A 14545-nucleotide genomic window follows, 5' to 3' on the forward strand; every position below is an offset into this window, starting at 1 on the left:
AATTAATACACTAATGTTTGAATCCCGTGAGCCGGAATTTCAACAACCGTTTTCTCGGTAGCGATAATTAAATTATATGTGACTTTTTTATCGCTTTGATTCATTACCACTGTAATCATTTTTCCATCTGTATTAAGGAATGACGTACTTATCAAACTGCTTCGGCTTACTGCTGTGCTGATTCTTTTAGCATCTGGTCGAATAAATTTTGAGAAATGCCCAATGTAATAATACGACGGCGTATAGATCAATTCTCCTGAATTTGTATCGGCATGAATAGGTGCAAAACAAAAATTCCCTACGTGATTGGGTCCGCCATTTTGGTCCAAAAGAATGTTCCAATCCGTCCAACCCACAGTTCCATTATTAAAATCGTTTATCATAGAAGTGCCGTATCGTTCTCCGTTTGCCCATAATTGGTATTTCTTAGCATCAAATCTTTCGACGCAACCTTCGGTAAATAGTAAATTTTTCGAGGGATAGGCTTCGTATACTTTTCGAACATTATCAAACATTGGGGCTCCTCCTGCCCAAGTTTCATACCAATGAAATCCCATTCCCCATGCATATTTTGAAGCTTCCGGGTCAGAGAAAATAACATTGGCTCTCTGATTCATCAAATCACGGTTGTGATCCCAAACCACTATTTTTTTATCTCCTAAACCTTCTTTTTTCATTGTTGGTCCCAGAAAATTTTTCAAAAAATCTCTTTCAGCTTCCGCAGAATACACGCAGGATTCCCAAGTTTGTGTTGCCATTGGTTCGTTTTGAACGGTCAATCCCCAAATTGGCATTCCTTCCTTCTCATACGCTTTGATAAATTTTGTGTAATAATTTGCCCAAGATTGGTAATATTCCGGAAGTAAGGTTCCTCCTTTTAGCATGCTACCATTGCTTTTCATAAAAGCGGGGGGACTCCATGGCGAAACATAAAGCAATAATTTTCCGCCAGCCGTTTTTATGGCTTCTTTCAGCATTGGAATGCGATATTGTCTGTCATGATCAATATTGAACGTTTTTAAATCCTTGTCTCCGTCCTTGATATAGGTATAACTTCCGCTCGAGAAATCAGAACTGTGAATGGTGGTTCTTAATAAGGAATACCCAATTCCTTTTTCTTTATCATAGTAAGCGTTTAAAAATTCTTGTTGTTTCTCTTTACTTAATTTTGCAAAAACCTCAGCGCTGGCATCGGTGATTGCTCCGCCAATTCCCATAAATTTTTGAAACATTTTTGTTGGCTCAACAAAAACAGAAATCTCTGTTTCCAAAGGTTGTTTTGAAGTACCAAAACTCAATTTATCAGTTTTTGTTAATCGTAAATCTGTATTTTCTGCTGTAGTGTAAACGGTAATTGTTTTGTCTTTGGTAGAAAAATATTTAAGTTTAGCTTGGTTCTTTTGCTGCGAAAAAGCTAAAAAAGACGTTGCTAAAAGTACTACTGCGGTTATTTTTTTCATGATATTCATTGTTATGCGATTGCTATTTTACCAGATATACGTTGCTACTGAACCTGCTTCCAGTGAAGTAGTAATCCAATTTCCATTGTATTTAATATTAAAAATTTCAGAAGTGCTTCCATCATTCTCAACGATTAAAACTTTTTTCCCATCAGGGGTTTTAAATGCCACATTATTCAAATTTCCACTAAAGTTACTCAAAATTCGCACTGAACCAGCAGGGACAAATTTAGAAGCATGAGCAATAATATAATAGGCTACATTTCTTGTAAAACTATCACTGCTGTTGATCGTCAATGCGCCTTTACAAGTAGTGCAACCACCGGGAGTATTTGGTCCAAAAGAAGCATTATTTGCTAAGTTCCATTCCAAGGCTGTTTTACTCCAATTTCGCATGGAACCAATAATTACATTTTTTACATGCCATTTTAAATCCCCTTCAAAACTGCCTGTCGAAGACGTGTATTGCTCCGTAAAATAGATGTTTTTATCAGGGAAAGCATCATGAACTGCAGATAAAGCACTTATATCTCCTTCATACAAATGAAATGCTGAGCCGTCAATATAACGATTCGCTCCCGGATCATTCAGTACCGCAATAGGATATTCCGGTTTGTTGCAATTATGGTCATATGCTACAATTTTAGTGGACAAATTTGCAGTCTTGAAAGCGGGACCTAAATGATTTTTTATAAAATCAGCCTGATGCAACGCAATCATCAACATACTAGGATTATTGCCTGGATGCAACGGTTCGTTTTGTGGCGTAACGGCATCAATGGTAATTCCTTCGGCTTTCATTGTTTGAATATATTTCACAAAATATCTTGCATAAACGGCGTAAAATTCCGGTTTTAAGCTTCCGCCTACAAATCCATTATTATCTTTCATCCACACTGGTGGCGACCATGGAGCTGCCATGATTTTAATATTTGGATTTATTGCTACGATTTCTTTTAGCATTGGAATTAAATCCGTTTTATCTGGTGCCAAACTAAATTTATCCAAATTTACATCCGTTTGTCCGCTTGGCAAATCATCATAGGTAAATGGCGCGGCATTTAAATCTGAGGCGCCAATACTAACTCTCAAATAGCTAATTGCAATTGAATTATCATTATTCCCAAACAATTCTTTCAACAATTCTTGTCTCTTTTGCGCGTTTAATTGATTAATAACCTGTGCGCTGCCTCCCGTTAAAGTATATCCAAAACCATCGATTGTTTGAAACGTTTTAGTATCGTCGACTTCAATATTTGCATAATTATTATAAGCTGTGCCAAATGCTAAAATTGAGGTTTGCTTTTGAAGTGCCACACTTTGATTTCCTTTGGTCAACCAAAAATCCATTTGATTTGTTACTGCCACTGGCGGAGTTGGAGTTGGCGCTGGATCAACAGGCTCTCCTGATGGAGAACATTTTGACATAAGCAACGTTAAGGTTAATACAGCTAAAAATTTCATACAATTTTTTATAGTGTTCATAATTTATTTAAAGTTTATTTCGACATAAACCAGTAAATGATCTGATAAATATTCCGAATCTTTTGCATCTCATAAAACCGCATTTTTGTCGACATTTAAATTAATATTCTTCGAAAGAAAAAAAATCTATCGATTTATTTACGGATTCGCTGTGCTTAAAACTCGTGACTTTTCCACAGAACCCGAAAAGTTGTACTTATGTAGCATCGCGGCATTCATCCATTTGTTTTTTAAGCATTATTATTCTTTCTACTGTAGACTATTTGGTTATAACGCCATCAAAATAAAAGGGTGATTTTTTGGCGTTGAGTTTTTTAATTTTCGTCTGAATAATTCAAATTTCTTATGCAAACAAACCACCGAGACACTTATTTTTATACCTGATTTATTTATACAGTTTTGCTGAATTTATAGTTGATATTGCGTATAAAACTTCACTTGAGCTTCTGTCCAACTTACAAGCAGAAGCTCTTAATGAAGTCCTAACTAAACAAAAATATAATTAATTATAAACCCTAATGTAATCTACCTCAAAAGTGGAAGCCACAAAATTAGGATCTATTGCTCCGCCAAAATTTCCTCCCATTGCACAATTTATGATTAAGAAAAAATTTTGATTAAAAGGAAAACTAGCCGAATTTACAAATGTATAAAACAGTTGACTATCAACGTAAAACTTGATTGATGTTGCTGACCATTCTGCAGAATAAACGTGAAATTCAGTGGCAGCATTTGAAATTAGAACCTTTCCTGAATCGGGTGAATTTCCCGAACGTCCGGGAGAATGTAAGGTTCCATGAATCCTATTCAGATCGTTGCCAACGTGTTCCATCATGTCAATTTCTCCACAAGCCGGCCAACCCGCAGTACTTATATTACTTCCCAACATCCATAAAGCAGACCAAGTTCCCGCACCCAAAGCCAGTTTTGCTCTAATTTCTACTCTTCCGTATTTGAACGAAAATTTATCTTTTGTAAGGATTCGAGCCGAAGTATAATTGCTTCCACTGAAACTTTCTTTAAGCGTTTTAATTTTTAACAAACCATCTTGAACAATTATGTTTTCGGGTCGGTTAGTGTAATATTGGGATTCATTATTCCCCCAACCACCTGCGCCTAAATCATAACCCCATTTTGAACTATCGGGTGACCCATTGGTATTAAACTCATCTGACCACACCAAAACAGAACCTACGAAAACCGTTACTGAAACAGTCGAAGAAACAAATTGCCCTGAATTATAGGCTGACACATATATAACATAAGTATTTGTACCGGCTGTTGTATAGTTATAAGTAAAACTTCCGTTTGTTAATTCTTTGGTTTCTCCGTTACCAAGTAAAATTTTATAGGAAGAGGCGTTAGTTGCACTTATGTTGAAATTAACTGTTCCGCTACCATCGCCGTTTGGATTTTGTGCTGATGCACCAGCTACTGTTGCTGACACCATGAGATTTGAAGGCGCAGTCACGGTTCCGTCTTCCGAATTGTTGCTTCCACTGCAGGAAAACAATAGGAAAAAATTAGTTAAAGCCAATAAAAACAAACAATTCTTATTTTTTGAAAATTGAAGTGCCATAGTATTTCCCATCCTTTAAAAAGTTTTTACGATTAATCCATACAATAAAGCTCAAACTTTTTACAGACCTGAGCTTACATTTTATTATTTACTAAAGGGCCGGTTTTAATTTTAGATACCAAGCATTTCCAGTTTCGGTTCCTTGTACACGAAGAAACAAATAGGTTGGTGTTACAACCAAAATTTCATATTCCTTTTGAACTGCACCATATCCTATGAAAGTACTTACGCCAGACAATAAAATACTGGTTTGAGTAGAAGTAGAATTATCTTTATTAGTTGGTACTATTGGCGCTCCCGATGATGCTGGGATGAAACTAAAAACAGAAGTTCCACCACCATAACTATAACATCCTTCATCTCCTGAACCGGGAATACCCGGAAGTGTTGTCAATGAACCTGTTTTTGTGAACGCACCGTCCGGAGTAGAAACTTTCAGTGAGAACGTTCCAGAAACGGCAACTTTGGCAAAAGTAAAAGTAGCAGTGTAAAAACAATTTGCTGAAGCTACTTTTTCATTAACACCACCGGCCCACCATTCTGGTCTGATAGAAGCAACGTTCCAAGGACCAACACCAATATGTCCTGCTACACTTTTATCTACTACCCATGTTTTTGAAGCATTATTCGTTAAAGCAGTAACAATCTCTGGATTAGCAGTAAAATCACTTCTTACCGTTATATCTTTAGTAAGATTAGTCGAAGTTCCTCCTTTACCATAAGCAATAACTGTGATTCTATACGTATTTATCCCAACAGACGTATATTTTTTAGTAGTCTTACCCGTTGGTAAATAAACTAAATCCATTGGAGTACTGGCATCATAATCAATTTTATACGAAAGAGCATTGTCTCCAGTTACAGAAATTTTTACGTTTCCTGAACCATCACCATTTGGATGCGCTGCATCTACGCCGACAACCTCAGTATTGATTACAACATTTGCAGGTGCCGATAAATCGCCCAAAGTATATTCTTCTTCGTTGCAGCTACTAAATGTTAGTGCTATTATGAAAAGCCCTAAAATGTATTTGATATTTGTTTTCATATTTTTTTTAATTAGTTAATCTAATATTGTCTATATAAATTACTTCTCCTGATCCTTTCGCTGAATCATCGTATCTAAATACAAGTTGAGTAAATTTGGCATTAGCCGGAATTGCCGCAATTGTACTGAAATCAAAGACTAATTCTTCCCAAGAATTGGCTACAGTATTCGCTACTTTTAAAACAGCAACACCATTTGCAGGCGTTCCACCTACGGCCCATTCTAATTCTACATTTAGACTTTTGCCAACTTCGGTTGCATACAGCAATAATTTGATTTTCTTTCCCGTTGCAAAATCTATTGGAGTATCCAATGGAGAATAAGTTCCGCTCCAAGTTTCTGCCCCTGAAGACTTAGTATATTTCCAAACCTTGGCGCTAGTGTTTAACCCTATTGGAAAAGGATTGGCTAGTACGGCTGTTGAAATCCCTCCAAAAGTTCCACCCACTCCATAATTTTGAGTCGCTAATTCATAGGTGATTGGTAACCCATACGCATTGTATATAATTGTTGATGTCGTTTTTTCTGTTTTGGCGGCACCACCGCTTAACGCAACAACTTTTACACCATAAGTTCCGGCAACTGCATAATCATGAGAAACTTCTCCGTCATTAGATAATGGCGTTCCAACTTCATTAATAACATCCCCAAAATAAACTAAGTATGATTTTGCATAATCTGCTTTGGCTTTTACTTTTAAATTGTGAATGCTTTTATTTAAAGTAACAGTTACGTTTTCAGGTGCTCTATAGACAACATCTAATGGAAATGTTTGCTCAGTTGTGGCTCCAGAAATTGATTTGGCACTAATTTTTACCGTATACTTCCCTTCCGGATAAATATGGGTTGCACTAGCTCCAGGAACTACCGTCACTGGCGATACCGTTCCTTGACCATAATCTACTTTGAACGAAACAGCACCATCTGCGGTAGGTGTGATTATTACTTTTCCTGAGTTATCAGTACTGATATCAAATATTTTATTAAGATTAGCAGATGATTCTGTGCCTAAAAGAGCCGTATCATTGTTAATTCCCTCAACGCTACAACTTACAGCTACAACCAGCATTAGTATAAAGCCGAAAATTAATTTTATCTTTTTCATAATTTTGTCTTTTATTAATTATAACCTGGGTTTTGTTTCAATTTTGTTCCTTGCAGTTCTCTGAGTGGTATAGGGAAAATTTCATCTTTACCGGCAACAAAACCTCTGTTTGATAATTTAGAAGTTGCATCGCCCCATCGAACAAGATCAAAAAATCTGTGTCCTTCCCCTGCAAGTTCCATTCTTCTTTCATTTTTAATGGCCACAAGTGTAACGGGAACAGAAGGCAAACCAACTCTTGATCTAACTGCATCTAGCAAAGCTTGTGCCCTTGCTCCTGAACCTAATGCTTCGGCTTCCATTAAATAAGTATCCGCTAATCTGATGACATAAGAATTTTGTTTATAATTCAATTCTGCAGCTCCACCACCCGTTCTTACATCTTCTTTGCGTGGAAGAAATTTGTTTAAAAAATATCCTGTATCTTGATATCCTCCAATATAATCGGCTTTACCAGCAGCTTTTAAAGCTTTCAAATCTAATATTGTAGCACCAAACCTTGGATCCAACTTAATGGCATCATATAAATCTTGTGTAACAACATTAAAACTCCATCCCGAAGGTAAATCTGGCGCTGTAGAACCTGAAGGTCTTGAATAACTTCTAGGACCTACCATAACATTCAACGAATTTCCCTCGTCTCGACCAGAACCCCAGAATCCCCAGTCAGAATTCCCGGCACTGGTATGAGAAACCTCAATAAGTGACTCTTTATTGAACTTATTAGAAACTACCCATAAATCATTAAAATTGGTCAACAATTTATTCCCATACTGATTGGTTCCTCCTGGCGTACCATTTAATAAGGCTAGAATAGCTGCTGCTTCCGTTTTTTTACCCTCTTGTAAATACACTTTTCCAAGCAAAGCTTGCGCAGCACCTTTTGTAAAACGTCCAGATTCTGTATCAGCGGGAACCGTTGAAGGTAAAGTGGCGACTGCATCAATTAAATCTTTTTCTATTTGAGCATAGACCGCATCGGGTGTTGCTTGCTCAACATCATACATATTAGTTGCTGTCAAAGGATCTAATAATAATGGAACATTCTTGAATATTCTAACCAAGTTGAAATAATACATCGCCCTCAAAGCTTTGGATTCTCCGGCAAATCGAGCTTTCACATCATCGGGCATAGCAACACCCGGTAATTTCAATAATAACGTGTTGGCCCTAAAAATTCCTTGGTAATGATCATTCCAAAAACTTTCAGGAACAGTTGTACTCGTTAGGGTATGCGTAGAAAAACCTTGAATACCTGCTCCATCCGTAGCGCCACCACCACCTGCAAAATGATCATCTGAACCAGCATTCATCATACCTACCATGTTTTCGAAACCACTTGTGTTTTTTCTAATTGGGTCATAAACGCCCACCAAAGCGGCGGTAGCTTGGCCTTGATTTGCATAATAATTATCCGAAAGAAATGACCCCTTTGGAGTTACCTCTACAAATTCTTCAGAACAGGAACCGAATGAAACTACAGCTGCTGCAATAAGTAAATATTTAAATTGTATCGTTTTCATAATTCTTGATTGTATTAAAATTGTAAATTAGCTCCAAGCATAAATGTTCTTGCTTGTGGATAAATCCCTTTGTCTATCCCGAATACACCGCCACCAATTTCCGGATCGTAACCCGTGTATTTTGTTATAGTCAATAAGTTCTCGGCAGTTATATAAAAGCGGACTTTACTGGCTCCAATTTTACTCACCGCATTACTAGGCAATGAATATCCAAGTTGAACTAATTTCAACCTAAGATAATCGCCATCTTCTAAATAAAAATTCGACATTTTTCCAAAATTACCATTTGTATCATCATTAGTTAATCTAGGATAATCATTTGAAGTTCCTTCACCGGTCCACCTGCTTAAAGCTATCGTTTGATAGTTTGCATTTCCGACATCCAATCTACGCAAACCTTGGAAAATTTTATTTCCTGCTGCACCCTGAGCAAATGCCATCAAATCAAAGTTTTTATAATCCAAATTCAACGTCAGCCCAAAAGTGTATTTTGGAATATTACTCCCTAAAAATTGCTTGTCATTATCTCCTATTGAACCATTACCATCTGTATCAACCCAACGGAAATCGCCAGGACGTGCATTTGGCTGAATTAAACCATCTGATGAATTCTTATATGCATCAATTTCTGCTTGATTTTGAAAAATACCGGCTGTCCTAAATCCGTAAAATGAATTGTACGACTGCCCTACTTGCGTTCTTGTTACGGCTCCCATTGCTTGAAAAGAAGCATCACCCACTAAATAATTAGAATCTGAAGCCACATACGTAACTTTATTTTCTAAGTACGCTACATTCCCATTGGCAGAGAAATTAAAATCGCCAAAAGCCTTTTTATACCCTAATTCCACCTCGATTCCTTTGTTGTCCATGTCAGCAACATTCCCAATTGGGTTAGAAGTAACACCAACATAACCAGGTATGTTTATAGGTCGTAAAATCCCTTTAGTCGATTTTTTGTATAAGTCTACCGTAAGGCTTATGTCATTAAAAAATTTCGATTCAAAACCTACATTGGTCTGCGAAGTTTCCTCCCATCTCAAATCTGGATTATCAAGTGTAAGGTTAGCATAACCCGTGGTAATCGCTCCAGAATTACCAAATGAATAATTATAACCGCCTTCAACAAGCGAAAGGTATCTAAAATCTGGTATGGCATCATTACCAACAACTCCATATCCACCCCTAATTTTAAAAGTATTAAGCACTTTATTTTCTTTCCAAAAATCTTCTTTGGTTAACACCCACCCTAAATTAAACGATGGAAATACACCAAATTTGTTGTTTCCACCAAAACGACTGGAACCGTCACGACGAATAATCCCTGTAAATAAATATTTTTCTTTATAATCATAATTGATACGTGAAAATAACGAATTTAATTTATGATGCGTAGACTCGTACGTATAACTGCTTCTGTCAGATTGTGGTATATCAAAATTAAAAGAAGCATCTTTATAATTAGTTACTGGTAATCCAAACAATGTAGCACCTAGACCTCCACCAATATTTTCAACATAAGATCCTTGACCTAATAATACTGTTACATTATGGTCCCCAAATTGATTGGTGTATGTCAATATGTTTTCAACATTCCATGCAAAATTTTTGTTTTCATATTTACTGTAGTTATTTTTAAGCACATTAGAAGTAGCACTTAAATAGAAAACAGGCGTAAATCCTTGTCCTCCCCATGAAGATAATTTGGCCCCAAAAGTTGATCTTACTTTAATATGACTTGTTACAGCGGCTTCGATATAAGCGTTACCCACAATATCATCTGAAGTTCCATAATTTCCTAATCTAGTTTTGGCATAAGCCAAAGGATTAGTCATTTCTTGACCCACCAGGCTTGAGATTCCATAAGGATTTCCATTTGCGTCACGAATTACAGGATTCGTAGCGTAGGGCGCAGCATTCGCTTTTACTGGATCCGTTTCTATCAAAGGAGTAGTTGGATCTAAGTTGATTGCTGAACTTAACGGTCCACCAAACTCACTGTTTGTATTTCCAATTCCCATTGTTTTTTGTCTCGAAAAACCTAATGTTTGACCAAAAGTAAATATTTTAGATATTTTATGTGTCGAGTTTAAACGGAAATTCTTTTTGCTGTAATTTGATATTTCTGTTGCAACAATTCCTTCTTGTTCTTGAAGTCCAAAAGAAGCATAAAAATTAGAAACATCAGATCCCCCACTGATGCTTAATTCATGAGAATAACGAAAGGCACTGGTGTTAAAAATTGCTTTTTGCCAATCTGTACCAACACCTAACGCGGATAAATTAGGAAAGATAGCAGGACCGCCAGCAGCGACTGATTTCTCATTTAACAACGCACCATATTGCGTGGCATTTAGTAAATTTAACGTTTTTTCTGGTGCAGAAAAACCTGAAAATCCATTGTAATTAACAGAAATTTTTCCTGATTTTCCTTTTTTGGTTGTCACCAAAATTACTCCTGTCGCAGCACGCGTACCGTAAATTGCAGCAGAAGCAGCATCTTTCAATACTTCAATTGATTCAATATCAGATTGATTTAGGAATCCAATTCCGCCACCATCAACAACAACGCCGTCAACAACCCAAAGAGGATTATTACCGCCATCGCCAAAAGTGGTTACACCTCTAACACGTATTGTAGATGCAGAACCTGGCTGACCTGAGCTGGCAGCAATAGTAACCCCAGAAACTCTTCCTTGTAATGCTTGCTCAATTCGTCCGTTTGGAACTTTCTCAAGATCTTTTGCTTTCACGCTAGATATTGCTCCTGTTACAACACTTTTCTTTTGAGTTCCATAACCAACAACTACTACTTCTTGTAAACTTTCTGTTGAAGGTTTTAGTGTTACATCAATTTTAGTCCTTCCGTTGATTAGCTCTTTTACTGTAGTATATCCTACATAGCTAAATTCTAAAGTACCTTTTGCATCGACACTAATTTGATAATTTCCATCAAAATCGGTTGCTGCAGCTTTCGAAGTTCCTTTTATTAAAATAGAAACTCCTGGGATTGGAAGCCCGTTTTCATCGTATACTTTTCCGTTTACAGTAACATCTTGTGCTTGCGCGTAAACTGAGAATAGAATAGATAAAAGACAAAAAACAAACAGTTTTGTAATTTTCATATTTCTAAAAATTTTGGTTAATTGATTAGTAATTTGAAACAATAGTAGCACTATTTTTTCTATATTCATTTTAATTATTTACTACAAAAACACATCAAACTCTTTTTTATTACTTAACAAAAACACATCAAATAAATTATATATTATTGTATATTAATAGTTTATATATTTTTTATCATTGTTATTTAAATGTTAATTTAAATTAAAACCACTACATTTATAAAATAAATAAATCTTGTACTTTATTTATAGAATTCATTAGAATACAGCCCAATCTCTATGTATTTATAAATACTATTCATCTTCTTTTTAAAAGATTATTAACGCAACATATTTAGACTTCAATAATGAAATTTTCTAAACTTCAAATCCTAATTTTTCTGATTCTATACTCTGTAACAACCTATGGCCAGGTAAAAAATATTGGCCTACCAGAAATTAGAAATTACAAAAGAACAGATTACAAAGGAGGCACCCAAAACTGGAATATTGACCAAGACAAATATGGCAATATGTACTTTGCTAATAATAATGGCCTTCTTCAATTTGACGGATCTACTTGGAGAAAATACACTTTGCCTAATTTTTCCGCTATTAGATGTTTAAAAATTGGTGTCTCCGGGAAAATATTTGTCGGTGGTTACGATGAATTTGGTTATTTCGAATCAAACTCAAAAGGAAAACTAATTTATTTCTCCATTTCAAAATTAGTAAACCGTAAAAATATTAAAACAATTGACTTCATCTGGAAAATACACCTGGAAGACGATGAAGTTATTTTCCAATCTTTTGCAAGAGCATATATTTTCAAAAAAAATAATCTCAAATTACTTGAAGCACCTAATAAATTCCAATTTTCATTTCAAGTGAAAAATCAACTTTATTTTCAGGATGTATCTAAAGGCATAATGAAATATGAAAACGGACAATTACAACCTCTGGAAGGCTCTGCAACTTTAAACAATACCGAGATTTGGGGAATGTTTCCTATGCCTGAAAATAAAATACTCATTACCACTTTAGACAAAGGATTGTATTTGTATAACGGAGAAAAAATGACTTCATGGAATACGGAAGCTAATACTTTCATCAAAAAGAATAGTTCTCTGGGCGGAGTAACAATAAAGGATAAGTTCATCGTACTGAATTCTGTTTTAGATGGTGTTATTATCTGCGATTTAAACGGTAAAATAATTCAACACATCAATCATCAAAAAGGACTTCAAAACAACACGGCGCTTACCTCTTTCCTTGATAACAAAAGCAATCTATGGCTCGGGCTGGACAACGGAATTGCCTTTATAAATGAAAATTCTCCGTTTACTTATTTTGGCTTTAGTTTTGGTTTAAGCACCGTTTATGCATCAGTTGTTCATAAAGGAAATCTTTACGTGGCAACCAATCAAGGTCTTTTTTATCATTCTTGGCACAACACTATTACACAAAATGAATTTACACTTGTCGAAGGAACAACTGGTCAGGCATGGAACATCCAAGTGATTGACGACCAGTTAATATGCGCACACAATAAAGGTGCTTTACTGATATCGGGTGAAAAAGTGGTTAAAACACTAAATAATAAAGGACATTTTGGATTTAAGTCAATTCCAAATCGTCCAAATTATATCATTGGTTCTACTTATAACGGATTTACTGTATTTGAAAAAACAGTAAATAGCTTGGAATACAAAAATCAAATTGAAGGTTTTGATAAATCAGCCAATTCATTTGAATTAGATGAAAAAAATTTATGGCTAAAAAAAGATGAGTTAATCTATCAAATGAGAATTTCCGCAGATTTAAAAAAATTTAAATCAATTAAAACACACAAGAATTTATTAAATTCACTTCCAGGAATTGGAAGTATTCAGCGTATAAGAAACACTATTTACTTTCAGACAAAAAACCGTTTTTATAAATACTCCGAAGAACAAGATTTGTTTTTTGAGGATCAAAAAATTAGCGCCCTATTTAAGGGAATTCCAAAAATCTATTCCTTGACAGAGGATGACTACGGTAACATCTGGTACCTCTTTAATGAATCATTAGGCGTTTTAATGAAAAGCCGGAATGGAAAATATAAAAACGCATTAACTCCATTTTCAAATTTAAAAGGCAATTTAGTTACCAATTACCTATCCATAAATACTATAAATCCCGAAAACATATTCATAGGCTTAAATGATGGTTTGGCGCATTATAACACTAAACTATCTAATTATTTAGTTACAAAACCCAAGGCGTTTATCCGAAGCTTTTCCTACCCCGGAGACACTTTGCTTTTGGGAAACGGGCAAAATAAAATTGAAAATCTAAAAATTCCGTACGCCTTAAATCAATTAAAATTTACCTTTTCATCCCCAACTTATGAAAATCTCGAAAACATAGAATTTTCCTATCAAATGGAAGGTTTTGATAACCGCTGGAGCAATTGGTCAACAGCTGCCATAAAAGAATACACCAATCTAAAAGAAGGTGATTACACAATGAAATTAAAAGTTAGAAACAGTTACGGCATTCAATCTGAAGAAGCTTTTGCAACTTTTACCGTTTCCCCTCCATTTTATAGGCATTTTTTAGCTTATTTGTTTTACGTTCTAGTTGTAGTTGCTTCAATATTTTTTATTAGAAACAGAATTAAAATAAAAATACGAAAAAATAAATATTATGAAACAATTGAACAAAGACGGCTTTATTTAGAGAAAGAATCTAAAATAAGACAGGAACAATATGAACTGGAAAAAGAAATTGAAAAATTAAAAAGCGACAAGCTGCAAATTAAGATTTTAGCAAAAGATAAAGAATTAGTCAATAACTCGCTGCAAGTAGTCAAGAAAAACAAAATCCTTAATGGAATCATTTACAAATTAAAAGACATCAATGTTGAATCCTTTGATGATTCTATCAAATTTCAATTTTCAAAGTTGAACAAAAGCATCACCAAAGAAGTTAATGCGGACAAAAGCTGGAAAGATTTAGAAAAACACATTAAGAATGTCCATTTTGATTTTCTCAAGAGATTGAAAGAAAAATATCAAACAATATCTCCCCGAGAATTGGATTTATCGACCTATTTATTAATGAATATGTCAACGAAAGAAATTGCAGAAATCATGAATATTTCTAGTGGCGGAGTAGAATTAGCACGTTACCGATTAAGAAAAAAACTAGAACTTAATAAAAAAGAAAATCTTACTGGTTTTTTAATGAGTATTTAATT

8 protein-coding genes are annotated in these 14545 nt (G+C 35.1%); 1 reads left to right on the forward strand and 7 read right to left on the reverse strand.

What is annotated here, in order from left to right; genetic code table 11:
• Positions 1-2 precede the first annotated feature (2 nt).
• The 7 genes from ACP7AQ_RS13700 to ACP7AQ_RS13730 form a co-directional block, all read right to left on the reverse strand.
• The gene (locus tag ACP7AQ_RS13700) at positions 3-1460 is read right to left on the reverse strand and encodes a glycoside hydrolase family 30 protein (protein WP_426095861.1); all 1458 of its coding nucleotides are present in this window, start codon (positions 1458-1460) and stop codon (positions 3-5) included.
• 27 nt (positions 1461-1487) lie between these two features.
• The gene (locus ACP7AQ_RS13705; RefSeq protein ID WP_426095862.1) at positions 1488-2924 is read right to left on the reverse strand and encodes a glycoside hydrolase family 30 protein; all 1437 of its coding nucleotides are present in this window, start codon (positions 2922-2924) and stop codon (positions 1488-1490) included.
• Positions 2925-3447: 523 nt separating this feature from the next.
• On the reverse strand, positions 3448-4536 hold the full coding sequence (locus tag ACP7AQ_RS13710) for a glycoside hydrolase family 16 protein (RefSeq protein ID WP_426095863.1): 1089 nt from the start codon (positions 4534-4536) through the stop codon (positions 3448-3450).
• Positions 4537-4615: 79 nt separating this feature from the next.
• Positions 4616-5572 (reverse strand): hypothetical protein, encoded by a 957-nt coding sequence (locus tag ACP7AQ_RS13715; RefSeq protein WP_426092831.1) that lies wholly within the window; start codon positions 5570-5572, stop codon positions 4616-4618.
• Positions 5573-5579: 7 nt separating this feature from the next.
• Positions 5580-6677, reverse strand: coding sequence for a hypothetical protein (locus ACP7AQ_RS13720; RefSeq protein WP_426095864.1), 1098 nt, complete (start codon positions 6675-6677; stop codon positions 5580-5582).
• A 14-nt stretch (positions 6678-6691) separates the two neighbouring features.
• Positions 6692-8200, reverse strand: coding sequence for a RagB/SusD family nutrient uptake outer membrane protein (locus ACP7AQ_RS13725; RefSeq protein WP_426095865.1), 1509 nt, complete (start codon positions 8198-8200; stop codon positions 6692-6694).
• Positions 8201-8214: 14 nt separating this feature from the next.
• Entirely contained in the window at positions 8215-11325 is a 3111-nt protein-coding gene (locus ACP7AQ_RS13730; protein ID WP_426095866.1) for a SusC/RagA family TonB-linked outer membrane protein, read from the reverse strand.
• 347 nt (positions 11326-11672) lie between these two features.
• Here ACP7AQ_RS13730 and ACP7AQ_RS13735 point away from each other — a divergent pair, with 347 nt between their 5' ends.
• Entirely contained in the window at positions 11673-14543 is a 2871-nt protein-coding gene (locus tag ACP7AQ_RS13735; protein WP_426095867.1) for a triple tyrosine motif-containing protein, read from the forward strand.
• Positions 14544-14545: the final 2 nt, after the last annotated feature.

The sequence above is a fragment of the Flavobacterium sp. DSR2-3-3 genome, from assembly GCF_049896585.1.
Taxonomy (GTDB): Bacteria; Bacteroidota; Bacteroidia; order Flavobacteriales; family Flavobacteriaceae; genus Flavobacterium.

Bases quoted from the DNA above. Each gene is read 5' to 3' on its own strand.
- ACP7AQ_RS13730 (WP_426095866.1), bottom strand. From the start codon at position 11,325: ATGAAAATTACAAAACTGTTTGTTTTTTGTCTTTTATCTATTCTATTC.
- ACP7AQ_RS13715 (WP_426092831.1), bottom strand. From the start codon at position 5,572: ATGAAAACAAATATCAAATACATTTTAGGGCTTTTCATAATAGCACTA.
- ACP7AQ_RS13705 (WP_426095862.1), bottom strand. From the start codon at position 2,924: ATGAAATTTTTAGCTGTATTAACCTTAACGTTGCTTATGTCAAAATGT.
- ACP7AQ_RS13710 (WP_426095863.1), bottom strand. From the start codon at position 4,536: ATGGGAAATACTATGGCACTTCAATTTTCAAAAAATAAGAATTGTTTG.
- ACP7AQ_RS13735 (WP_426095867.1), top strand. From the start codon at position 11,673: ATGAAATTTTCTAAACTTCAAATCCTAATTTTTCTGATTCTATACTCT.
- ACP7AQ_RS13720 (WP_426095864.1), bottom strand. From the start codon at position 6,677: ATGAAAAAGATAAAATTAATTTTCGGCTTTATACTAATGCTGGTTGTA.
- ACP7AQ_RS13725 (WP_426095865.1), bottom strand. From the start codon at position 8,200: ATGAAAACGATACAATTTAAATATTTACTTATTGCAGCAGCTGTAGTT.
- ACP7AQ_RS13700 (WP_426095861.1), bottom strand. From the start codon at position 1,460: ATGAAAAAAATAACCGCAGTAGTACTTTTAGCAACGTCTTTTTTAGCT.